This window comes from Curtobacterium sp. VKM Ac-2852, assembly GCF_013205045.1.
In the GTDB taxonomy this organism is placed as follows: domain Bacteria; phylum Actinomycetota; class Actinomycetes; order Actinomycetales; family Microbacteriaceae; genus Curtobacterium; species Curtobacterium flaccumfaciens.
The window spans coordinates 1-21,556 of record NZ_JABMLI010000002.1; the positions used below are offsets into that span (position 1 = coordinate 1).

Annotated in this window: 15 protein-coding genes and 1 pseudogene; 13 read left to right on the forward strand and 3 right to left on the reverse strand. The window is 71.1% G+C overall.

Features of this window, described 5'->3' with window-relative positions; genetic code table 11:
- The first annotated feature begins 147 nt into the window (after nt 1-147).
- The 3 genes from HQQ79_RS06450 (at nt 148) to HQQ79_RS06460 (ending at nt 5,567) form a co-directional block, all read left to right on the forward strand.
- Complete coding sequence (locus HQQ79_RS06450; protein WP_173033156.1) at nt 148-1,278, forward strand: ROK family transcriptional regulator; 1,131 nt, start codon at nt 148-150, stop codon at nt 1,276-1,278.
- 105 nt (nt 1,279-1,383) lie between these two features.
- Nucleotides 1,384-3,399, forward strand: a complete 2,016-nt coding sequence (locus tag HQQ79_RS06455; RefSeq protein WP_173033158.1) for a beta-galactosidase — start codon at nt 1,384-1,386, stop codon at nt 3,397-3,399.
- Nucleotides 3,396-5,567 carry an alpha-galactosidase gene (locus HQQ79_RS06460; RefSeq protein WP_367948066.1) on the forward strand — a complete coding sequence of 724 codons (2,172 nt, stop codon included), beginning with the start codon at nt 3,396-3,398 and terminating at the stop codon, nt 5,565-5,567. The genes HQQ79_RS06455 and HQQ79_RS06460 overlap by 4 nt, the downstream gene beginning before the upstream one ends.
- Nucleotides 5,568-5,640: 73 nt before the next feature.
- Here HQQ79_RS06460 and HQQ79_RS06465 read toward each other — a convergent pair whose 3' ends face one another.
- Nucleotides 5,641-8,175, reverse strand: coding sequence for a glycoside hydrolase family 2 protein (locus tag HQQ79_RS06465; protein WP_173033160.1), 2,535 nt, complete (start codon nt 8,173-8,175; stop codon nt 5,641-5,643).
- 116 nt (nt 8,176-8,291) lie between these two features.
- On the opposite strand from HQQ79_RS06465, the gene HQQ79_RS06470 reads away from it, so the two are divergent.
- The 6 genes from HQQ79_RS06470 to HQQ79_RS06495 are packed head-to-tail and all read left to right on the forward strand — an operon-like array spanning nt 8,292 to nt 16,019.
- On the forward strand, nt 8,292-9,977 hold the full coding sequence (locus tag HQQ79_RS06470) for an ABC transporter substrate-binding protein (RefSeq protein ID WP_173033162.1): 1,686 nt from the start codon (nt 8,292-8,294) through the stop codon (nt 9,975-9,977).
- Between the two features lie 34 nt (nt 9,978-10,011).
- A complete protein-coding gene (locus HQQ79_RS06475; RefSeq protein WP_071247140.1) occupies nt 10,012-11,001 on the forward strand; it encodes an ABC transporter permease in 990 nt (329 codons plus the stop codon).
- Nucleotides 11,002-11,015: 14 nt separating this feature from the next.
- Entirely contained in the window at nt 11,016-12,056 is a 1,041-nt protein-coding gene (locus HQQ79_RS06480; RefSeq protein ID WP_111023919.1) for an ABC transporter permease, read from the forward strand.
- Nucleotides 12,053-13,009, forward strand: coding sequence for an ABC transporter ATP-binding protein (locus tag HQQ79_RS06485; protein WP_051596654.1), 957 nt, complete (start codon nt 12,053-12,055; stop codon nt 13,007-13,009). The genes HQQ79_RS06480 and HQQ79_RS06485 overlap by 4 nt, the downstream gene beginning before the upstream one ends.
- Complete coding sequence (locus HQQ79_RS06490; protein WP_173033164.1) at nt 13,006-13,899, forward strand: ABC transporter ATP-binding protein; 894 nt, start codon at nt 13,006-13,008, stop codon at nt 13,897-13,899. The genes HQQ79_RS06485 and HQQ79_RS06490 overlap by 4 nt, the downstream gene beginning before the upstream one ends.
- On the forward strand, nt 13,896-16,019 hold the full coding sequence (locus HQQ79_RS06495) for a glycoside hydrolase family 36 protein (RefSeq protein ID WP_173033172.1): 2,124 nt from the start codon (nt 13,896-13,898) through the stop codon (nt 16,017-16,019). The genes HQQ79_RS06490 and HQQ79_RS06495 overlap by 4 nt, the downstream gene beginning before the upstream one ends.
- Before the next feature lie 205 nt (nt 16,020-16,224).
- On the opposite strand, the gene HQQ79_RS06500 is transcribed toward HQQ79_RS06495, so the two are convergent.
- Complete coding sequence (locus HQQ79_RS06500) at nt 16,225-17,829, reverse strand: DHA2 family efflux MFS transporter permease subunit (RefSeq protein WP_173033174.1); 1,605 nt, start codon at nt 17,827-17,829, stop codon at nt 16,225-16,227.
- 130 nt (nt 17,830-17,959) lie between these two features.
- A pseudogene (locus HQQ79_RS06505) lies at nt 17,960-18,091 on the reverse strand (DNA-binding response regulator); the annotation flags it as partial.
- A 181-nt stretch (nt 18,092-18,272) separates the two neighbouring features.
- Between HQQ79_RS06505 and HQQ79_RS06510 the strand changes: the two are divergent.
- From HQQ79_RS06510 to HQQ79_RS06525, 4 genes are read left to right on the forward strand one after another with little or no spacing between them, the layout of a single operon-like run.
- Nucleotides 18,273-18,590: a hypothetical protein gene (locus HQQ79_RS06510; protein WP_071247155.1), complete on the forward strand. Its 318-nt coding sequence runs from the start codon at nt 18,273-18,275 to the stop codon at nt 18,588-18,590.
- On the forward strand, nt 18,587-19,870 hold the full coding sequence (locus tag HQQ79_RS06515; protein WP_173033176.1) for a hypothetical protein: 1,284 nt from the start codon (nt 18,587-18,589) through the stop codon (nt 19,868-19,870). Before HQQ79_RS06510 ends, HQQ79_RS06515 begins: the two co-directional genes overlap by 4 nt.
- Nucleotides 19,867-20,187, forward strand: a complete 321-nt coding sequence (locus tag HQQ79_RS06520) for a hypothetical protein (protein WP_071247159.1) — start codon at nt 19,867-19,869, stop codon at nt 20,185-20,187. The genes HQQ79_RS06515 and HQQ79_RS06520 overlap by 4 nt, the downstream gene beginning before the upstream one ends.
- The gene (locus HQQ79_RS06525) at nt 20,184-21,515 is read left to right on the forward strand and encodes a hypothetical protein (protein WP_173033178.1); all 1,332 of its coding nucleotides are present in this window, start codon (nt 20,184-20,186) and stop codon (nt 21,513-21,515) included. The genes HQQ79_RS06520 and HQQ79_RS06525 overlap by 4 nt, the downstream gene beginning before the upstream one ends.
- The last annotated feature ends 41 nt before the right edge of the window (nt 21,516-21,556 follow it).

Genomic DNA, 21,556 nt, shown 5'->3' on the forward strand with positions numbered 1-21,556 from the left:
AGAGTAGGACGCCGCCGGACTTAACGTAGAAGAACCAGGGAACCCCTGACCATTCGTGGTCAGGGGTTTTCTGCGTTTCCGGCCCGTTCTGGGTCCTTGTCGACGGGGCCCGGTCAGGCCGTAGGATCAGCCGACGACGGAGGAACGATGACCGAAGCCTGGCCGGCCCTGCCCGACGGCTCCCGACTGGCGCTGCGGGAGATCCTCATCCACGGGGTGCTCTCCCGCGCCGAGATCGCTCGGTCACTCGGGCTCTCACGGGCGAGCCTCACGCGGGCGATGCGCATCCTCGTGTCACAGCGGCTCGTGGTCGAGGTCGGCACTGATGTGCGCGGCGCCACCGGCCGGCCGTCGGAGCTCCTGCAGGTGAGCAGCGGGCAGTGGGAGTTCCTCGGCATCAAGCTCACGAAGGACCGCCTGTACGCCGCGGTCACGGACCTGGGTGGACGGGTCCTCGCCCTGCACGAAGAAGGCATCGACGACACCGCCGCCGAGTCGCTCGCGGAGCAGATCACGGTGGTGCTCGGCCGACTCCGTGCTGCGCATCCAGCCATCTGCGCGATCGGGGTCTCGCTGCCCGGTGACGTCATGGTCCGCGCCGGGGAGTCCGTCGTCGCGGCGTCGGTGTTCCTCGGGTGGCACGAGGTGCCGTTCGCCCGGATGCTCGAGGAGCGGACGGGGATCGCCACGTTCACCGCGAACGACGTCCACGCGCTCACCGCGAAGGAGCACTGGTTCGGTGCGGGTGCCGGTCGCGGGTCCATGGTCCTCGTGACGGTCGGTGAGGGCCTGGGCCTCGGGCTCATCGCGAACGGGCAGGTCTCCACCGGGGAGCACGGACGGCTGGGGCGCATCGGCCACCTTCCCGTCCTCGGGGGCGGTCCGGACTGTGGCCTCGGTCACGCCGGGTGTGCCTCGAGCTACCTGCCCAGCCCGGTCATCGTGCGGAACGCCGGGCACGAGGGGAAGACCTACGACCAGGTGGTCGAGCTCGCCCGGGACGGCGACGAGGCAGCCCTCGCTGCGTTCGAGGATGCCGGCCGTGCCCTCGGGGTCCTGCTCGCCACCGCGGTGCACATTGCCGACCCCGCAGCGATCGTGCTGACGGGCGACGGGCTGCCCGTGTACGACCTGGCGCGGGCGACCGTCGACGAGTCGATGCGGGCCGCCCTGGCGCCGTACACCGAGCCGGTCACGGTGGAGGTACAGCCGTTCGAGTTCTCGGAGTGGGCACGCGCCGGGGCGGTCCTCGCCATCCGTCGGCTGCTGGGGGAGTGATCGGCCGAGGGAGCCGGTAGAGGTGTCGCGACGTTAGTTACACACGTTGACAAACGCGGACGCAGACGGGAGGCTTGAGCGGTCCACACCATCGAAGGAGATGCCGTGACCGCTGCCCCCACCGTCCCGTGGCCGACCGACGGCCTGTCGTTCGGCGGCGACTACAGCCCCGAGCAGTGGCCCCGGGAGACCTGGCTCGAGGACGTTCGCCTGATGCGTGAGGCCGGCGTGAACCTGGTCACCGTCGGGGTGTTCTCGTGGGCACTGCTCGAGCGGTCGCCGGGGGACTTCACGTGGGAGTGGCTCGACGACGTGCTCGCGCTGCTGCACGAGCACGGCATCGCGGTGGACCTCGCGACGCCGACCGCTGCCCCACCGAACTGGCTGCTGACCGCACACCCGGAGATCCTGCCCGTGGACGCCACGGAGCGTCGGGAACGACCGGGTGGGCGACTCGGGTGGTGCCCGGCCTCCGAGCTGTTCCGGGAACAGGCGCTCCGCATGGTCGACGCGCTGGCCGAGCGGTACGGCCGACACCCGGCGGTGCGGCTCTGGCACGTGAGCAACGAGCTCGGCGGCGGCAACGGCCGGTGCTACTGCGAGGAGTCGGCAGCGGACTTCCGGCACTGGCTCGTCTCGGAGTACGGCGACGTCGAGGCCGCGAACGACGCGTGGGGCACGGCCTTCTGGGGGCACACCTACACCTCGTTCGACGAGGTCTCGCCGCCGCGCGGTGTGGGTGGTGCGCCGAACCCCGGGCTCGCGCTGGACTTCGAGCGGTACTCGTCCGACGCCCTGCTCCGCCAGTACGACGCTGAGAAAGCCGTCATCGAGCAGCACTCGGACGTGCCGGTCACGACGAACTTCATGGTGGGCGCCGGGTCGCAGGTCGTCGACTACGCCGGGTGGGCGAAGCACGTGGCGATCGTCGCGAACGACCACTACACGCTCGTCCACGACGCCCGCCGCGAGCAGGACCTCGCGCTGGCCGGTGACCGGATGCGCGGGATGTCGGCGGAACGCCGTCCCTGGCTGCTCATGGAGCACTCGACGGGCGGCCCGAGCTGGCAGCAGCGCAACCGCGCCAAGGAACCCGCGGAGCTCGTCCGGAACGCCCTGGCGCACGTCGCGCACGGGTCCGACGGGGCGCTGTTCTTCCAGTGGCGGGCCTCCACCGCGGGCGCGGAGCAGTTCCACTCGGCGATGCTCCCGCACGCCGGCACCCGCACACGCATCTGGCGCGAGATCCTCGCCCTCGGCCGGGCGCTGCAGGACCTCGCACCCGTGCAGGGCACCCGAGTCGAGCCGGCCCGGGTCGCGATCGTCGTGGACGAGGCCTCCGGGTGGGCCGTGCAGTCAGGGCTCAAGCCGCACCGGGGCCTGCGCTACGGCCGGGAGCTCCGCGCCTGGCACCGCGCGTTCCACGACCGGCAGGTGCTCACGGACGTGGTCCCCGCCGACGCCGACCTGGACGGCTACGACGTGGTCGTCGTGCCGACGATGCTCATCGTCGACGACGCGACCGCCGCGCGGTTGTCCGCCGTGGTGGACCGCGGCGCCACCCTGGTCGTCACGTACCTGTCCGGCGTCGCCGACGAGACCGCGCGCATCCGCACCGGGGGCTACCCGGGAGCGTTCCGCCAGGTGCTCGGCGCCTGGAGCGAGGAGTTCACCCCGCTGCAGCGCGACGAACGCTGGACCCTCGACGACGGCGAGGTCGTCACCGACTGGGCCGAAGCGGTCGTGCTCGAGGACGCCGAGTCCGTGCTCCGGTACACCGACGGCCCGCTCGCGGGCCGGCCCGCCGTCACGCGCCGCGCCGTCGGCGGCGGCGCCTGGTACGTGTCCGCGATGCTCGCGGACGACAGCATCCAACGGCTCGTGGACGGGGTGATCGCGGAGCGGGGGATCCTGCGGACGGTCACCGGGCCTCCCGGCCTGGAGGCGGTGCGTCGCGTCGGCGACGACGGTTCCGCCTTCCTGTTCCTCGTCAACCACCGTGCTGACGACGTCACGGTCGTCGCGTCCGGGACGGACCTGCTCGACGGGTCCGGCCACGGGCCGGACACCGTCGTGCCGGCCGGACGCGTCCGCGTGCTGCGCGAGGAGCGGGCCTCGTGACCGTCGTGGAGCGCGAGTCGACAGCCGTCGGTGCAGGCGATCGACGGGTGCACGTGCTGCGATCAGCCGGGGTGTCGCTGGTGCTGGCCTCCGCGGCGGACGGGCTGCCCGAGGTGCTGCACTGGGGTCGGGACGTCGGGCCCGTCGCGCCGGACGAGACGGCCGACCTGCTGCTCGCACTCGGCCGGCCGCTCGGACCGAGTGCGCTCGACGCGCGGTGGCCCCTCACGGTGCTGCCGACCGAGCGCGACGGGTGGGAGGGTCGACCGGGGATCGCGGGGCACGTGGACGGGCTGCCGTTGGTGCCGCGGTGGCGTGAGGTCGCCACGGCTGTCGTCTCCGTCGCGGACGAACAGCGGATCGTCGTGACCGCCGAGTCGGACTCGGTGGCGCTCCGGAGCGAGTTCGCACTCGACACCGCCGGGGTGCTGCGGGTGCGGCACACGGTGACGAACACGCACGCCGGACCCGTGCACGTGCAGGCGCTCGAGGCGACGCTGCCGGTGGGAGAGCGGATCACCGAGGTGCTCGACCTGGGCGGACGGTGGACCCGTGAGCGCACCCCGCAGCGCCGGGCAGCGACCGCCGGGAGCCACGCGCGCGAGAGCCGTCGCGGGCGGACCGGACACGACTCGCCGACGTTGCTCGTGCTCGGGACGCCCGGGTTCTCGGATGCCGAGGGCGAGCTGTGGGCGGTGCACCTGGCCTGGAGCGCCGACTCCGTGTACCGGTACGACCAGCTCGCCGAGGCGCGACCGCTGCTCGGTGCCGGGGAACTGCTGCGCGCCGGCGAGGTCGTGCTCGGCGAGGGGGAGTCGTTCACCGCCCCCGACGCCGTGTTCGTGTGGAGCGACACCGGGATCGACGGGCTGTCCGACCGCCTGCACGACTCGTTGCGCAGCCGTCCGGGGCACCCGCGACGACCCCGGCCCGTGGTGCTGAACACGTGGGAGGCCGTCTACTACCGGCAGGAGCTCGAGCCCCTGGTGGCACTGGCGGAGACGGCGGCCGACATCGGGGTCGAGCGGTTCGTGCTCGACGACGGGTGGTTCCTCGGCCGGCGGTCGGATGCGACCTCGCTCGGGGACTGGCGCGTCGACCCGACGGTGTGGCCGGACGGGCTGGCACCGCTCGTCGACCGGGTGCGTGCGCTCGGCATGGAGTTCGGCCTGTGGTTCGAGCCCGAGATGGTCAGCCCGGTCTCCGAGCTGGCGGAGGCCCACCCCGAGTGGATGCTGCAGCGCCCTGAGGACGACGTCCGCACGTGGCGGAACCAGTACGTGCTCGACATGGCGAACCCGCTGGCCCGGCACCACGTGCTCGAGAGCATGTCCCGCGTGATCGGTGCGCACCACGTCGACTTCGTGAAGTGGGACCAGAACCGGGACATCGTGCACGCGGTGCACGCGGGTCGCGCCGGCATCGACGCGCACACCCGCGGCGTGTACGCCTTGATGGACGAGCTGCGTGCGCGGCACCCGTGGCTCGAGATCGAGGCGTGCGCGAGCGGCGGTGCCCGGATCGACCTCGGCGTGCTCGAGCGGACCGACCGGGTGTGGCCGTCGGACTCGAACGACGCCTTCGAGCGACTGCCGATCCAGCGCTGGACCGAGGTGCTGCTGCCACTCGAGCTGATCGGTTCGCACGTCGGGCCGGAGATCTCGCACACCACGGGCCGGCACCTCGACCTGGACTTCCGGATGGCGGTGTCGCTGTTCGGCTCGGCCGGCATCGAGACCGACATCACGAAGCTGTCACCCGAGGAGCTCGACCGGCTCCGGGCCTGGACGGCGCTGTACCGACGGGAGCGAGGGCTGCTTCACTCCGGGCGGCTGCGGCACCTGGACCTCGGGGACCCGGGGACGGTGGCGACGTCGGTCGTGGCCACCGACCGTTCGCGGGCGCTGGTGCGGGTGGCGCGGACGGAGACGGGGCCGAGGTCGTTGCCGGTGCCGCTCCGGGTGCGCGGACTCGACCGGTCGCGGCGCTACCGGCTCGCCCCGGTGGCCGGGCTCGCCGTGCCGCACGGGCTCGACATGGTGCCGCCGGAGTGGCTCGTGCGCGGGCACCTGGAACTGACGGGCGCCGTGTTCGAGGACGTCGGCGCACGGCTCCCGCTGCTCGCCCCCGCGACCGCGATCGTGCTGGAGCTCCGCGCCCTCGACTGAGCACGTTCGACCGACGGTTCCGGTTCGCGAACCCGGGGGATCGTGAACCGGAACCGTCAGCGCGACGCCCCGTTCAGGGCAGGAGCGAACCCGCGTGGCGGAGGACGAGCGGGTGGACGAGCTCCTGTGCGGCGATGCCCGGCGCACCCGTCACCGTGAAGGTCACCGACTCGCCGGGGAGCAGGGACACCAACCCGTCGTCAACGCGGGCGGCCGCATCCACGCGGTCGGGGAACAGCGAGACGTCGCGCGCGTACGCCGTCGCCGTCACGGTGACCGTCGCGCCGTCGTCCGTCGCCGACACGACCGTCGACAGGGGCGAGGGCTCGAGCGCCTGGTCGACGACCTCGGCGAAGTCGTGCACCGTGCGGGTGCCGGCTCCCGTGACGACGAGGACCTCGGAACCGGGGTCGCCCGGTACCGCGAGCGACGACGGCAGCTGCACCCGGGCGGCATCGGCGGGGTCGGCCGCGAGCGTGAACGACGACGACTCGAGCACGGTGCCGTCGAAGGCGACGCGGGAGACCGTGACCTCGTCGGCGACCGACGCCCCGGACGCGTTGACGAGGACGACGTCGAGCCCACCCTGGCCGCCGGACGACGGCTGCACGGTGAGCAGCACGGGCTGGTAGGCCTGCCGGACGGCGTACCACACGGGCTTCCGGATGCCGGCGTGGTCGACGAGGGCCCAGGACACCACGGGCCAGTCGTCGTTGAGCTGCCAGACGACCATGCCGGTGTTGTCGGGCGTGCGGGAGCGGAACCACTCCATGCCGAAGCGGATCGCGTGCGCCTGGTTGAGCTGCGCGGCGAAGTGCCAGTCCTCGATGGAGGCCGGCTCGGGCAGGTGCCCGCGCATGCCGTCGGCGAGCTTCCGGTTGCCCTGGTCGGCCTTCTGGTGCACGAGCATCTCGTGGCCGTCCGGGTCGAGGGGCTCGTCGTGCACCACCGCGGTCAGGGTCGACCACGCCGGCGGGCCCTGGAACCCGAACTCGGCGACGAACCGCGGCTCCCAGTCGGCGTATGCGCGGTAGTCGAGCCGGTTCCAGACGTCCCAGATGTGCACGCTGCCGTTCCGCTGGTCGTTCGGCGTCAGGTACTCGTCGAACGAGAACGGGCTGCCCGGCGTGTACGGCCGGGTCGGGTCCAGCTCGGCGACGATCGACGGGAGCAGGGAACGGTAGTAGCCGTTGCCCCAGGTCCGGCCGACGAGCGACGGCCGCCAGCCCCACTCGGCGTAGGCGACGAGGTTCTCGTTGTTGCCGTTCCACACCACGAGCGACGGGTGCGGGCTGAGGCGGGTGACGGCCTCGCGGACCTCGGGCTCGACCTCGTCGGCGAGCCAGGGCTCCTCGGCGTAGGCGGCACAGGCGAACAGGAAGTCCTGCCACACCAGGACGCCGAGCTCGTCGCACCGGTCGTACAGGTCGTCGGACTCGTAGATCCCGCCGCCCCAGATGCGGAGCAGGTTCATGTTCGCGTCGATCGCGTCCTGGATCCGGTCCGCGTAGCGCTCGGGCGTCATCTCGGTCAGGTAGGCGTGGTCGGGGATCCAGTTCGCCCCGCGCACCATGACCGGACGGCCGTTGACGCGCAGCAGGAACGGCGCGCCGCCGGCGTCGGCGGCGGTGTCGAGCGTGACGGTGCGGAAGCCCACGCGGCCGGTCCACACGTCGTCGCCGACCTCGACCCGGACGTCGTACAGCGGCTGGTCGCCCTCGCCGCGGGGCCACCAGACGGCGACGTCGGGGACCTCGAGGCGGACGGTCGCCGCGCCGTCGACGACGGGGCGCGCGCCGACCACCCGGCCGGCGGTGTCGGAACCCGGGTGCCCTGCGGACGCGGGGTGCGGGGCCAGGGTGATCCGGGCCTCCAGGCCGCTGCCCGCAGAACCGTCCGCGGACGCGACGGGCGCGCTGCCGATCGCCTGTGAGAAGGAGCCGGTGGAACCGGCGTGCTCGACGTCGACGTGGGCCGACAGCACACCGGTGGTGCCGTCGAGGTCGACGAGCGGGCGGACGGCCGCGATGCGGACGCCGCTCCAGGACTCGATGCCGATCGACTTCCAGATGCCGCTCGTGGCGACGTCGACGCCCCAGTCCCACCCGAAGTTCGACGCGTTCTTGCGGAGCGCGTTGTAGGGGTGGTGGTTGACGTGGGGCAGCTCGCCGCCGTGCAGTGCGGACAGACGCTCGGCTGCGGGGACGGGCGCGTCGAACGTGACGACGAGCTCGTTCGTGCCCGGTCGGAGCAGGTGCCCGACGGGGAACCGGTACGAGCGGTGCTGGTTGGCGGTGGTCGCGACGACGATGCCGTTGAGCTCGATCGTGGCGAGGGTGTCGAGGCCCTCGGCGACGAGGTCGTGGCGGGTCTCGTCCGGCGCGGTCCAGTCGAACGTGCGGCGGTAGCGCCAGACGGTGTCGCCGATCCACTGGGTGGCGGCCTCGCCGTCGCCGTCGAACGGGTCAGGGATCCGGCCGGCCCGCAGCAGGTCGGTGTGCACGCAGCCGGGGACCTGCGCCTCGACCGGTTCGCGGTGCTCCGCCGACTGCTCGGGCCCGGTCACCGCCTCGAGGGTCCACGTGCCGTCCAGGGTGGTCCGCTCCATTGCGTCTCCTCATCGTTACGGGGCCGTGACCCGACCCCTTGACCGCCTTAGTTTACGCGTGTAACAATCACGCTCACAACGTGGACCCTGCGACGACGCAGACCGAGAGGACAACGATGTTCAACCCAACCCGTTCACGGCTCGCCATCGGCGGCGCCGTTCTCCTCGCAGCCGGCCTCGCGCTCAGCGGCTGCAGCTCCAGCGGCACCGCCAGCACGAACGACGCCGCTGCCTCGACCCTGGTGGCGTACACCGGCCAGTCCGGCGACTACCAGATCAACTTCAACCCGTGGTCGCCGTCCAACATCGGCGGCGTCGGCACGATCTACGAGTCGCTCTTCTTCATCACCAACGTCAACACGAAGGACCCGAAGCCGCTGCTCGGCAAGTCCTACGAGTGGAACGACGACGGCACGCAGCTCACCATCACGCTGCGCGACGGGGCCACCTGGAGCGACGGCGAACCCTTCACCTCGAAGGACGTCGTGTTCACGCTCGACATGCTCAAGAAGCAGAAGGCCCTGAACTCGATCGGCTACGACGGCACCGCGAAGGCCGACGGCGACGACAAGGTGGTCGTCTCGTTCGACAAGCCGTCGTTCGTGCTCGGCCCGAACCTGCTCGGCAAGACCTGGATCGTGCCCGAGCACCTGTGGAAGGACATCGACCCGACCACCGACGTCGTGCGCGAGCCCGTCGGCACCGGCCCGTACACGCTCGGCACCTTCAAGGCGCAGGCGTTCACCCTCGAGGCGAACAAGAAGTACTGGGACGGCGCCCCGGCCGTGAAGACCATCCGCTACCTGTCGCTCTCCGGCAACACCGCCGGCGCCGACGCACTGAAGCAGGGGTCGATCGACTGGCAGACCGGCCCGGTGCCGAACATGGACGACATCCCCGCCAACTACAACGGCTACGACGGCATCACCGTCGGCCAGAACCAGATGGCCCTGCTGACCTGCGCGAACACCGACCTGGGCTGCGCCGGCCCGCAGACCGACCCGGCCGTCCGCCACGCCATCGCCGACGCCATCAACCGCAAGCAGCTCAACTCGCTGGCGTTCGAGAACACCGCGAGCGAGATCTCGCCGACCTTCGCGCTCACCACGACGCAGAAGGACACCATCTCGAAGGACATCGAGCCGGCCGTGATGCCGGAGACCGCCGACACCGACGCGGCCGCCTCGACCCTCGAGGACGCCGGGTGGAAGAAGGGCTCCGACGGCATCTACGCCAAGGACGGCAAGAAGCTGTCCCTGACGGTCGAGGTCGTCACCGGGTGGACCGACTACATCACCGCGATCGACACGATGACGCAGCAGCTCAAGGCCGCGGGTATCGAGCTCAAGGCGCAGCAGTCGTCGTGGAACGAGTGGACCGACAAGAAGACCAAGGGCAACTTCGAGCTCGCGATCGACTCGCTCGGCCAGGGCCCGACGGCGAACCCGTACTACCTGTACAACAACTACTTCACGACGGCCAACACCGCGAAGGTCGGTGCAGCGGCCCCGATGAACATCTCGCGGTACAGCAACCCCGACGTCGACAAGGCCATCGCGAAGCTCGCCACGATCAACCCCGAGGACACCGCGGCGACCCAGCCCGAGCTCGACACGATCCAGGAGCACATCGTCGAGGACCTGCCCTACATCCCCGTGATGACCGGCGGCACGACGAGCGAGTTCCACGCGGCGAAGTTCACCGGCTGGCCGACGAAGGACGACCTGTACGCGTTCCCGGCGGTCTGGGCGAGCCCGGACAACGCCGAGATCTTCAAGGCGCTCAAGCCGGCGAAGGGCTGACACCGATGGGATCGCGACCGAGGGGCACTCGACGATGACCTACTTCCTGCGCAAGATCGGCTTCTACGTCGTCGCACTGTGGGCGGCCCTGACGCTGAACTTCATCATCCCCAGGCTCCTGCCCGGCAACCCGGTGGACATCCTGCTCGCCAAGCTCCAGCAGCGCGGCGGGCAGGTGACCCCGGCGACCCGGGAGGCGTACGAGCTGCTCCTCGGTGGCGATTCCTCGGAGCCGCTCATCTCCCAGTACGGCCACTACCTGGTCAACGTGTTCCGCGGTGACCTCGGCGTGTCCGTCAGTTACTTCCCGGCACCCGTCACCGAGGTGATCGGCAGTTCGCTGCCGTGGACCATCGCCCTGGTCGGCATCGCCACCATCGTGGCCGCGATCATCGGCGTCGGCCTCGGGGCCTTCGTCGGGTGGCGGCCCGGCACCTGGCTGGACTCGTTCGTGCCGGCCACCACCCTGCTCGCCGCGGTGCCGTACTTCTGGCTCGCGCTGATCCTGGTGTACTTCTTCGCCACCGGGCTCCACCTGTTCCCGGCGCAGGGCGGCTACGACGTCATCCTGACACCCGGGTTCAACTGGGACTTCATCGTCTCGGCGGTGCAGTACGGGGTGCTGCCGGCGGTGACGATCGTGCTCGCGTCGCTCGGCGGCTGGCTGCTCGGCATGCGGAACATGATGGTGTCGACGCTGTCCGAGGACTACATCACCACCGCGCAGGCGAAGGGCCTGTCCGACGGCAAGATCCTGCGGAACTACGCCGCCCGGAACGCCGTGCTGCCGTCCGTCGCCGGGTTCGCGATCTCCCTCGGGTTCATCGTGTCCGGGTCCGTCGTCACCGAGCAGGTGTTCTCGTACCCGGGCATCGGGTCGAAGCTGCTGTCCGCCGTGACGAACAACGACTACGCGCTCATGCAGGGCATCTTCCTGTTCATCACCCTGGCGGTCCTCGGCGCGAACCTCGTCGTCGACCTGCTGTACGGACTGATCGACCCGCGCACGCGGGCCCGGAGCTAGGGGAGGAGACGACCATGACCAACATCCAGCAGGAGACCGAGCCCACCATCGGCGCGCTGACCGAGGAGGCCGACAGCACCACGTCGATCGCCACCCGGCGCGCGTCGAAGGGCGGCATCCGCAGGTTCTTGCCGACCCTCACCCCGTGGCTCGTCACGGGCATCGCGCTCGTCGCCGGCGTCACGCTGTTCGGGGTGATCGGGCCGCTGCTCGTCGGCGACCCCACCACCATCCGCGACACCGGGCTGCAGGGACCGAGCGGCTCGAACGTCCTCGGCACCACCCAGACCGGTCAGGACGTCCTGGCGCAGCTCGCCTTCGCCACCCGGGGCAGCCTGCAGATCGGGCTCATCGTCGGCGTCCTCGCCACGGTGCTGTCCGCGTTCTTCGGCATCCTCGGCGCCTACCTGGGCGGGATCATGGACGAGGCGTTCTCGCTGTTCTCGAACGTGTTCCTCGTCATCCCCGGCCTGCCGCTCGTCATCGTCATCTCCGGCCTGGTGCCGCGTGAGGCCCGCGGGCTCTGGACCATCGCGGTCGTCCTGGCGATCACGTCGTGGGCCGGGTCCGCCCGGGTGCTGCGGGCGCAGACGATGTCGATCCGCAACCGCGACTACGTGTCCGCTGCCCGGGTCGCCGGCGAACGGCCCTGGCGGGTCATCGCCGTCGAGATCCTGCCGAACCTGCTGCCGGTGCTCGCGTCGCAGTTCGTGTTCGCGGTGATCGCCGCGATCCTCGGGGAGGCGGGGCTGTCGTTCCTCGGGCTCGGGGCGTCGAACTCGTCGACGCTCGGCACGATGCTCTTCTACGCCCAGAACGGCTTCGCGTTGGCGAACGGCGCCTGGTGGTGGTTCGTGCCGCCCGGCCTGCTCATCGCCCTGCTCGGCATGGGCCTGTCCCTGGTGAACTTCTCGATCGACGAGGTCATCAACCCGCGACTCGCGAACGTGCGTGCGCAGCGACGGCGCGACCGTCGTGCGAAGCGTGCGGCCCGCTCGGGAGGCCCGGCCCGCGTCGCCACCGCCGGTCACGACACGAAGGGGGTCGCCCGATGAGTGCCACCGACACCGCACGACCGGTCACCTCCGACGCCACGGGGGACGGCCGCCGGCCGGCCGTGCTGACCATCGACCACCTCGACGTGGTCTACGAGACCGAGCACCCCGTGCACGCCGTCAAGGACGTCTCGCTCACCCTGGCGCCCGGCGAGATCCTCGGACTCGCGGGGGAGTCGGGCTGCGGCAAGACGACGCTGGCGTACGCCATCACCCGGCTGCACCGGCCGCCGGCGAAGGTCACGTCGGGCAGCATCACGTTCCACGACCGCGACGGCACCGACGTCGACCTGCTCGGCCTGCCGCACGAGCAGCTCCGGGCCGTGCGGTGGTCGAAACTGTCGATGGTGTTCCAGGGGGCGATGAACGCGCTCAACCCGGTCACCACGATCCGTGCCCAGCTCGACGACGCCCTGGTCGAACACCGCAAGGGCCTGCCCCGCAAGGAACGTCGGGCCATCGCCGAGGACGCCCTGCGCCGCGTCGGCGTCGACCCGTCCCGCATCACCGCGTACCCGCACGAACTGTCGGGCGGCATGCGGCAGCGCGTCATGATCGCGATGGCGATGCTGCTCGAACCGCAGATCATGATCATGGACGAGCCGACCACCGCGCTCGACGTCGTGGTGCAGCGGGAGATCCTGCGCGAGATCGTCCGACTGCGCGACGAGCTCGGGTTCGCCGTCGTGTTCATCACCCACGACCTGCCGCTGCTGCTCGAGATCAGCGACCGGATCGCGATCATGCTCCGCGGCGAGGTCGTCGAGTGCGACCGCGCCAGCGTGATCCAGCACGACCCGCAGCACCCGTACACGCGGAAGCTGCTGCAGTCGTTCCCGAGCCTGTCCGGAGCCCGCGGCGCGTTCATCCGCACCGGGGTCGAGGACGGCGCCGAACCCGAGACCGACACCCGGGCCGTCGTGGTCCAGGCAGCACAGGAGACGGACCGATGACCAGTGTGACCGTCAGCCACCTCGGCAAGGACTTCCACACCCGCAAGGGCCTGAAGCGCACCACCCTGCGGGCCGTCGACGACGTGTCGTTCGACCTGCTGCCCGGCCGCACCGTCGCGCTGGTGGGGGAGTCCGGCTCGGGCAAGTCCACCATCGCGCGGATGCTCGCCAAGCTCGAGACCAGGACGCGCGGCTCGATCGACGTGCGGCTCGAGGACGGCACCCCCGTCGAGGGCAGCATGTACCGGCGGCACGTGCAGATGGTGTTCCAGGACCCGTTCGCCTCGCTCAACCCGTTCCACTCGATCGAGCACCACATCGCCCGGCCGCTGCAGCTGCACCACCGGGCTCGCGGCGCCGACGAGACCGCCGACAAGGTGCGGGAACTGCTCGGTCGGGTGAACCTCGACGAGGACTTCGCGTCGCGACGGCCGCACGAGCTCTCCGGCGGGCAGCGGCAGCGCGTCGCCATCGCCCGCGCACTCGCCCCGGGCGCCCAGGTGCTCATCGCCGATGAACCCGTGTCGATGCTCGACGTCTCGATCCGCCTGAGCGTCCTCAACCTGCTCGGCCGCCTGCAGCGCGAGGACCACCTGGCCGTGCTCTACATCACGCACGACTTGGCGACCGCGCGGCACTTCTCCGACGAGATCCTCGTGCTCTACCGCGGCCGGGTCGTCGAGCGGGGTCCGTCGGACGCCGTCATCCTCGACCCGCACCACGACTACACCCGGCTGCTCGCCGAGGCCGCCCCCGACCCGGAGCGCACCGAGCGCCGGATCACCGCGGGGCCGCCGCTCGACCGGACGAAGATCGACAACACCACCTGCTACGACCACACGATCGGGGACTGGGTGTCGAGCGAGCCCGCACCGGTCGGGGCGCGATGAGCAACGGGCCGACGTTCGTCGACTGGGTCACCGACGGGTTCGCCTCACGGTTCCGGGTCGGTGCGGACCAGCCAGCGGCGCTCGTGTCGTTCGTGCCGGCCGGCGGAGCGTCGGCTGGCAGAGCGCTCGCCGACGGGCCGGACGACCCGCAGCCGCTCGTCGAGCTGACGACGATCGGGCACGGCCGGTTCCCGGGCGGGTTCCGGCACGTGGACTCCACCATCGGGGCGCGACTGCGCCCCGTGTCGCACCACGTGCACGACGACGGGACCGACCTGTGGTTCCGGATCGTGCAGGCGGACGCAGCCACGGGCCTCCAGGCCGAGTCGGTGTTCCGGGCGCGCGCCGGCGTGCCCGCGTTCCAGACGTGGACCGAGGTGTCGGCCGAGCACGGTGAGCACGTCGTCGACTTCGTCTCGTCGTTCGCGACCGGGGCGTTCCTGGCCGACTCGGGCGCCACCGTCGACGAGCTCGCCCTCGTGCACGCCGACAACGACTGGGCAGCGGAGAGCCGTTGGCGGACCGATCCGCTGCGGTCGATCGGGCTCGCGGCGATCGACCGGGAGGCCCAGCACCACCCGCCCCGCAGCCGCGCCGTCGTGCAGAACCGCGGTTCGTGGTCGACGGGCGAGGCGCTGCCGATCGGGGTGCTGCGGGCGGAGGACGCTGTGTCGCTTCCGTACGCGCTCGTCTGGCAGGTCGAGCACAACGGGCCGTGGCTGTACGAGCTCGGCGAGACCCGGCGGCACGCGTACCTGCTGCTGAGCGGCCCCACCGACCAGGAACACCAGTGGACCACCGTCGTCACGCCCGAGCAGCCGTTCACCTCGGTGCCGGTGTCCGTCGGCATCGCCGGGTCGATCGACGACGCCTTCGGGGTGCTCACCCGGCAGCGTCGGGCGTTCCGGCACGTGCGGGAGGCCGACCGCGCCCTGCCCCTGGTGTTCAACGACTACATGAACACGCTCATGGGCGACCCGACCACCGAGAAGCTCCTGCCGCTCATCGACGCGGCAGCCGACGCCGGAGCGGACCTGTTCTGCATCGACGCCGGCTGGTACGCCGAGGGGCACTGGTGGGACACCGTCGGAGCGTGGGAGGAAGCGGCGTCGCGGTTCCCGACGGGACTCGGGGCCGTCATCGACCACATCCGTGCGCGCGGCATGCAGGCCGGCCTCTGGCTCGAACCCGAGGTCATCGGCATCCACTCGCCGCTGGCCTCGACCCTGCCGCCGTCCGCGTTCGTCGAGCACCACGGGGTCCGGGTCTCGGAGCACGGGCGGCACCTGCTCGACCTGCGCTCGCCGGAGGCCCGCGCGCACCTCGACGCGGTGGTCGACCGGCTCGTCGGGGAGCTCGGGGTGACGTTCTTCAAGATGGACAACAACACCATGACGGGGCCGTTCGCCGGGATGCTCGACCACCAGCGGGCGCTGCTCGACTGGCTCGACGCGGTGCAGGAGCGGTACCCGGCACTGCTCATCGAGAACTGCGCCTCGGGAGCGATGCGCGCCGACTGGGCCGTGTTGTCCCGCCTGCACATGCAGTCGACGTCGGACCAGCAGGACCCGGTGTTGTCCGCCACGATCGCCGCCGCCGCTCCCGCCGCGATGCTGCCCGAGCAGGCGGGGAACTGGGCGTACCCGGCGCCGACGATGGACCCGGAGCTGTTCACGCTGTCGCTCGTCAACGGGGTGCTCGGGCGGATGTACCTGTCCGGGTACCTCAACGAGATGACGTCGTCGCAGCGCGCGGTGGTCGGTGACGCCATCGCGGCACACCGGCAGGTCCTCGACGTCGTCGAGGGGTCCGTCCCGGTCTGGCCCCTCGGGCTGCCCGCCTGGGAGGACCCGTGGGTCGCACTCGGCCTGCACACCGCCTCGGGCGACCTGTACCTGTCGGTGTGGTCGCTGCCCGGTGCGTCGGCGTCGGTGTCGTTGCCGCTGCCGGCGTTCGCCGGGCAGGCGGTGGTCGTCGAGCCGCTGTTCCCGACGGCACTCGGGTCGTGGTCCGTGGCGTGGGACGCCGCTTCGGGCTCGCTCGAGGTCGCGAACGGCGGATCGGCCCCCACAGCGCGGGTGCTCCGCGTCCGGTCGCAGGAGGCGGACGCGGGGGCCTGAGCGGGCGCGCGTCGCGATGGCAGGGCGCGCGCCGGAGCGGACGGGAGGCACGGTGCGGGCAGGCACCGTGCCTCCCGTTTCGTCGGTGGTCGCGTCCACGGCGCGGGGCACGCGGGTTCGTGTCCGCGCGGTGACGGTTCCGGTTCAGGATCCTCGGGGATCGTGAACCAGAACCGTCAGGAGCGCTGCAGGACGGGGTCTCCGGTCACGCCTGCTCCTCGTCGTCGGGGCGTCGCGGAGCGCGGACGCGCAGGGTGGCGCCGAGGCCGATGACCAGGAAGCCGGCGGCGGAGAACGCGGCGGCGCGGGTGCCGTCGGAGAACGCGTCGGCGGCGTCGGCACGGGTGGCCCCGTCGAGGCCGGAGATGGCTCCGCCGGAGGACTGCACCACGGCGTCGGCGATCTTCGTCGCGGTGGCGGCCGGGGTGCCCGCGTCCTGCAGACGGTGCTCCAGGATGCTGCCGGTCGAGGTGAACAGGACGGTGCCGAGGACGGCGATGCCGAGCGCCGAGCCGATCTGGCGCGCGGTGCTCTGGGCCCCGGACGCCTCACCGCTGCGTTCGACCGGGACGTCCTGCAGTACGACACCGGTGAGCTGGGCCGTCGCGAGCCCGACGCCGAACCCGTAGACGAACAGGCACGGCACGATCGCCCACCACGGCGTCGACGACGTCACGACGAACCCGATCGCGGCGACCCCGACGATCTCGGCGCCGATGCCCATCCGGACGATCGGCAGTGCTCCGACGCGTTGCCCGACCGTGGCGGCGAACCCACTCGCGACGAACGACCCGATCGCCAGTGCGAGCAGCACGAAGCCGGTCTGCAGGGCGGAGTACCCGAGCACGTTCTGCAGCCAGAGCGGCAGCGACAGGATGATGCCGAACTCGCCGAGCGACACGATGAGCGCTGCGACGGAACCGTTCCGGAACGAGCCGATGCGGAACAGGTCGAGTGCGATCAGGGTCGAGCGTCCGGCCCGCTGCCGGCGCAGGGAACGGACCACGAAGGCGACTCCGGCGAGGACGGCCACGACGAACGCGACGGGGATCGGGGAGATCGGGCCGTCCCACGACCACGAGCCGATGGTGAGCGACGTCGAGGACGGGGTCCACCAGCCGTAGGTGCGGCCCTCGATGAGCCCGAACACCAGGGCGGCACTCGCGATCACGGACAGCAGCGCTCCGACGAGGTCGATGCGGCCGGTGTGCCGGGCGTCTCGCGACTCCCGTACGGCGACGGCGAGCCCGACGAGGATGACCGCGACGATCGGGACGTTGATGCCGAAGGCCCACCGCCACGAGAAGTCCGTCGTCAGCCAGCCGCCGAGCAGGGGGCCGACCGCGACCATGCCGCCGATCGTCGAGCCCCACACGGCGAAGGCGATGCCACGCTCCCGGCCGGTGAACGTCGCGTTGAGGATCGAGAGCGTGGTGGGGAGGACCATCGCGCCGCCGATGCCCTGCAGCACGCGGGACACGACGAGGAGCTCACCGGTCGGCGAGAGCGCGGCGAGCACCGACGCCACCGCGAACACGATGACGCCGGTGGTGAGCAGGCGTCGGCGGCCGAACCGGTCGGCCACGGACCCGAAGACGAGCAGCAGGGCGGCGAACACGAGCGTGTAGCTCTCCTGCACCCACTGCACCAGGGTCGAGCCGATGTCGAGGTCGGCGACGATGCTCGGGATCGCGACGTTGACGATCGTGGAGTCGACGATGATGAGCGCCACGGCGAGGCTGATCACGACCAGGCCGAGCCAGCGACGACGGTCCGGCGTGGTGAGTGGTGCTGCGGCGGGAGCGCTCATTCCAGTGGTTCCTCTCAGATGGTCAGCATGCTGACGACCTGACGGTACACCCGCTTCCGGTGACGGGCGGACCGGGGACTCGCGGCAGGAGCTGGAGCTCCATCGCGCGGCCGATCGCCGGGTTGCTGTTGCCCCGTGCGGTGGCCCGGACGCCGGCGAGGATCTCGGACTCGGGGGCGGCCTTGAGCAGGTAGCCGGTGGCGCCGGCCTCGATGGCGGCGAGGATCTGGTCGTCGGACTCGTACGTGGTCAGGATCAGGACGATGCCGCCTTCCGATCGACCGTGCAATGGAGGACATCGGCCTTGCAAGACGGGGAGTCACGTGAACGCGGACGGTGTCCTCTGGATGATCCCGGGGACGACCAGCGGTGAGCGACAGAAGCTCGCCCGCGCGCGCCGGACTCGTTATCGTGGACGGGCATCACGACAGGGGGAGCAGAACGTGACTGATGGTTGGCGAATCGACCCGGGACCCGCGCGCGGTGCCATCGACAACGCGGAAGGGGAGACCCAGGAGTTCCCGACCCTCGAGACGGACCTCGTGTCGGCCTTGAGCGACGCCCTCGCGGCGCTCGGCGGACACGGGCCCTCGACCGCGGCGAAGCTCGCGTCGATCCAGTCGAACCCGTTCGAGATCGACCTGCTCGCCGCCCAGCAGCACATCGAGCGGGCGATCAGTGCCACGCGACAAGCCATCGGCGCCTACGAGGCCGGCGACGAGCAGATGGCGGCGACCTACGAGAACGGTATCCCGCAGTGATCTCCACGAGCGACCTGCAGGAACTGCCCGACCCTGCTGCACTCGAATCGGCGGCCACCGCGCTCGGTACCTTCGGATCACACGTCGTCGCGCGGGTCGAGGCGGTGTCGACCGAGTGGAAGGGACTCGCCGCCGCCGACGTCTACCAGACGCCCGAACGTGACATCGTGCTCGACGCGATGAACAACCCTGCACTCATCGCCGAGATGATCAAGCAGAACGCGGACTTCGCGGCGACGGCGTTGCAGACCTACGCGTCGACCGTGTCCGGGCTGCAGACCCGACGGGCCTCGATCCTCACGGACATCGCCGATGCCAACGAGGCGGAGCGGCAAGCGGCGCAGCAGCCCGATTCGAACAGCGCGGAACCCACACCGTCCCCGACCCCCGGCCCGGATCCCGCGACGTCGTCGAGTCACGTCCGAGAGCTCATCGCGACCTTCAACGCGAACGCGCAGCAGGCCGACCAGGACTGCGCCGACGCACTCGGTCGGCTCGAGAAGTACAGCAAGACCGCCGTGCAGTCCTTCGTCGACGTCGTCGGCGGATCCGGTGTCGTCGGCACCGGTGTCGGTGTCGGATCGTCGGTCGCGGAGGGCGCGCTCGAGCGGTGGCGGCGCATCCACGTCGTGCCGGAATCGTCGATCAACGTGCAGCTGACGATCCCCATGTGGGACGAGATGGAGAACGGCGTCAAGTACTGGAAGACGCCGAGCGGTGTGCTTTCGCCGCATCCTCCGACGCCGCCCGAACTCCGGCTCACCGGACCGACGTCGAGTCACAGCACGTTCGTCACCGATCCCGAGGTGTCGCGCGGTGCGCTCCCGACCTGGGCGAAGCACCTCGGAAAAGCGCTCGGTATCGGGGGCGCCGCGCTCACCCTCTACTCCGCCGGCCAGGAGCAGTGGGTCGAGGACGAGGAAGAACACCCGGAGTGGTCGACCTCACAGCGCATCGAGAGCAGCCTCGAGAACGTCGTCATCGTCGGCGGGCCCTCGGTCATCCTCGGAACCATCGGCGCGTCCGTCGGCGCATCGGTCGGTGCCGCTGCCGGTGCGGCAGTGGGAGCGGGCGGGGGCACGGTCGTCCTGCCGGTCATCGGGACGATCGGTGTGGGCGCGCTCGGTGGAGCCGTCGGCGGGGTCGTCGGCGGTGCTGCCGGAGGTTGGGCGGGCGGCGAAGCAGGCGAAGCACTCGGCACCTGGGGCAAGGAGAACTTCTACGATGGGTCCGAAGCCCAGCGATGGGTGCGAGACACGTGGAAGAAGGTGTTCGGATGACCCCGCTCGGGTTCGTCGTCGTGCTGTTCGCCATCGGGCTCCTCTTCGGCGGCCTCGGAGCGCTGGCCTACGCCGGCGTCTGGCGTTCGTGGATCGGTCGGCTCCACCAGAACGTCGTCTTCGGGTGGTTCTGGTTGGGACTCGCGGTGCTGTCGATGGGACTCGCGGCGAGCTTCATCCGAACGCCGGTCTTCGGGTTCTCCTTCGTGTTCGCGGTCGCCGCCGCCGTGACCGGTGCGCTCGGCCTGTGGATCCTGCTGTCCGGCGTTCCGCGACGGCTTCAGCCCCGCTGGTACCGCGTGGAGCGTGAACGGTGAGCGCTCCGACCGAGGTCGGGCCGCTGAGCCTGCCATCGCCGTCGAACTGGGAACGGATCGAGTCGTCCGACAACGTCGTCGTCCTCGCCGCGCCTGAGGTCCCCGATGCGAGGTTCCGCCCCAACATCGTGCTGACCACGGAGCTCGCCGAGGCCCCACTGCACGTGGTGTCGTCGAACGCGATCGCGTCGATCCTCGCGCTGCAGCCTCGCGCACAGGTGTTCGCGGTCGAACCGAACGACCTCGACGACGTGCTCGGCGTGCCGTCCCGGACCGTCGAGTGGGGCTACGAAGCGGAGCACACCACGGTGCTGGTGCGCCAGTGGATCGCCGTGATCGGTCGACACCAGGTGCACGTCACCGGCAGCTGTGCGGTCGAGGAGTTCATCGACTTCGTCCCGTTCTTCCGGAGTGTGCTGGCGGCGGCATCGATCGCCGACACCGGGACGGACGACGACGACCCGCCGACCGGACGCATCGACCACTCCGACGTCCCCGACGACAACCCGTCGGCGTCGCCACGGATCGATCCGGGCGCATCGGACCGGATCGGCGCGACACTCGAAGCCCTCGACGGTGTCGTCCTCGCCCAGCCCCGCCCGGTGGGCCGCTGGATGCTCAGCGACGAAGCGCTCCAGCACCTGTGGTCGCTGCGGGGCCGGGGCATCATCTCGCGCGGGAAGCGCCGGTCGCCCGAGGGCGTCGAACTCGCCGAGGCAGGTCTCACCGGCGCGCTCGGTGCGCTCGTCGGCGACGGGCAGCGGATCGCGAACTTGCTCGAACGACCCGGCTACCGGTACGGAGCCGCGGCGGACCACGCTGGTCGCTCGGTCGAGTGGAGCATGTGGCTCGGCGGCGACACCGCGCTGGTGCGCGCACGAGGCAACGTCGCCGACCTGGTCGACGACCGGCTGCGTGACGACACCATCGCGCAGTACGACGTGGTGCCCGCGGGCCGCGCCGTCGGGCACCTGCTCGCCTGGGCGCGGGTCTCGCCGGCCTGGGCGATCGCCAGCGACGACGAACTCGTCCTGCCGGCGCAGGTCGTCGACGCACGGATCGCGTCAATCGGGATGCCCGACGGTGCCGCCCCGATCTCCGGGTTCGTGGCAGATCGCCTGTGGCGTGAGCCCGTCTGGATCCGCCTCCGTCTGTGGGGAGACCGGACGCCGTACGGGCTGGACGTCATCGCTGCCGGTGCTGCTGGATGGTTCCGCCGCGATGTGCTGGACGACGGACGGGTGCGTCTGGAGCCGATGCCGTCCGGGTCCGTCCTCCGATCCGTGCTGGCGGTCTTCAGCGCGCCGGACGGGTCGAAGGCTCAGTAGTCCGGGCGGATTCTCGCCGTTCGAACTCAGCTTCGTCAAGA

Coding starts and splice junctions, on each gene's coding strand:
- HQQ79_RS06450 (WP_173033156.1), top strand. CDS start 148: ATGACCGAAGCCTGGCCGGCCCTGCCCGACGGCTCCCGACTGGCGCTG.
- HQQ79_RS06465 (WP_173033160.1), bottom strand. CDS start 8,175: ATGGAGCGGACCACCCTGGACGGCACGTGGACCCTCGAGGCGGTGACC.
- HQQ79_RS06470 (WP_173033162.1), top strand. CDS start 8,292: ATGTTCAACCCAACCCGTTCACGGCTCGCCATCGGCGGCGCCGTTCTC.
- HQQ79_RS06475 (WP_071247140.1), top strand. CDS start 10,012: ATGACCTACTTCCTGCGCAAGATCGGCTTCTACGTCGTCGCACTGTGG.
- HQQ79_RS06480 (WP_111023919.1), top strand. CDS start 11,016: ATGACCAACATCCAGCAGGAGACCGAGCCCACCATCGGCGCGCTGACC.
- HQQ79_RS06485 (WP_051596654.1), top strand. CDS start 12,053: ATGAGTGCCACCGACACCGCACGACCGGTCACCTCCGACGCCACGGGG.
- HQQ79_RS06490 (WP_173033164.1), top strand. CDS start 13,006: ATGACCAGTGTGACCGTCAGCCACCTCGGCAAGGACTTCCACACCCGC.
- HQQ79_RS06495 (WP_173033172.1), top strand. CDS start 13,896: ATGAGCAACGGGCCGACGTTCGTCGACTGGGTCACCGACGGGTTCGCC.
- HQQ79_RS06500 (WP_173033174.1), bottom strand. CDS start 17,829: ATGAGCGCTCCCGCCGCAGCACCACTCACCACGCCGGACCGTCGTCGC.
- HQQ79_RS06520 (WP_071247159.1), top strand. CDS start 19,867: ATGACCCCGCTCGGGTTCGTCGTCGTGCTGTTCGCCATCGGGCTCCTC.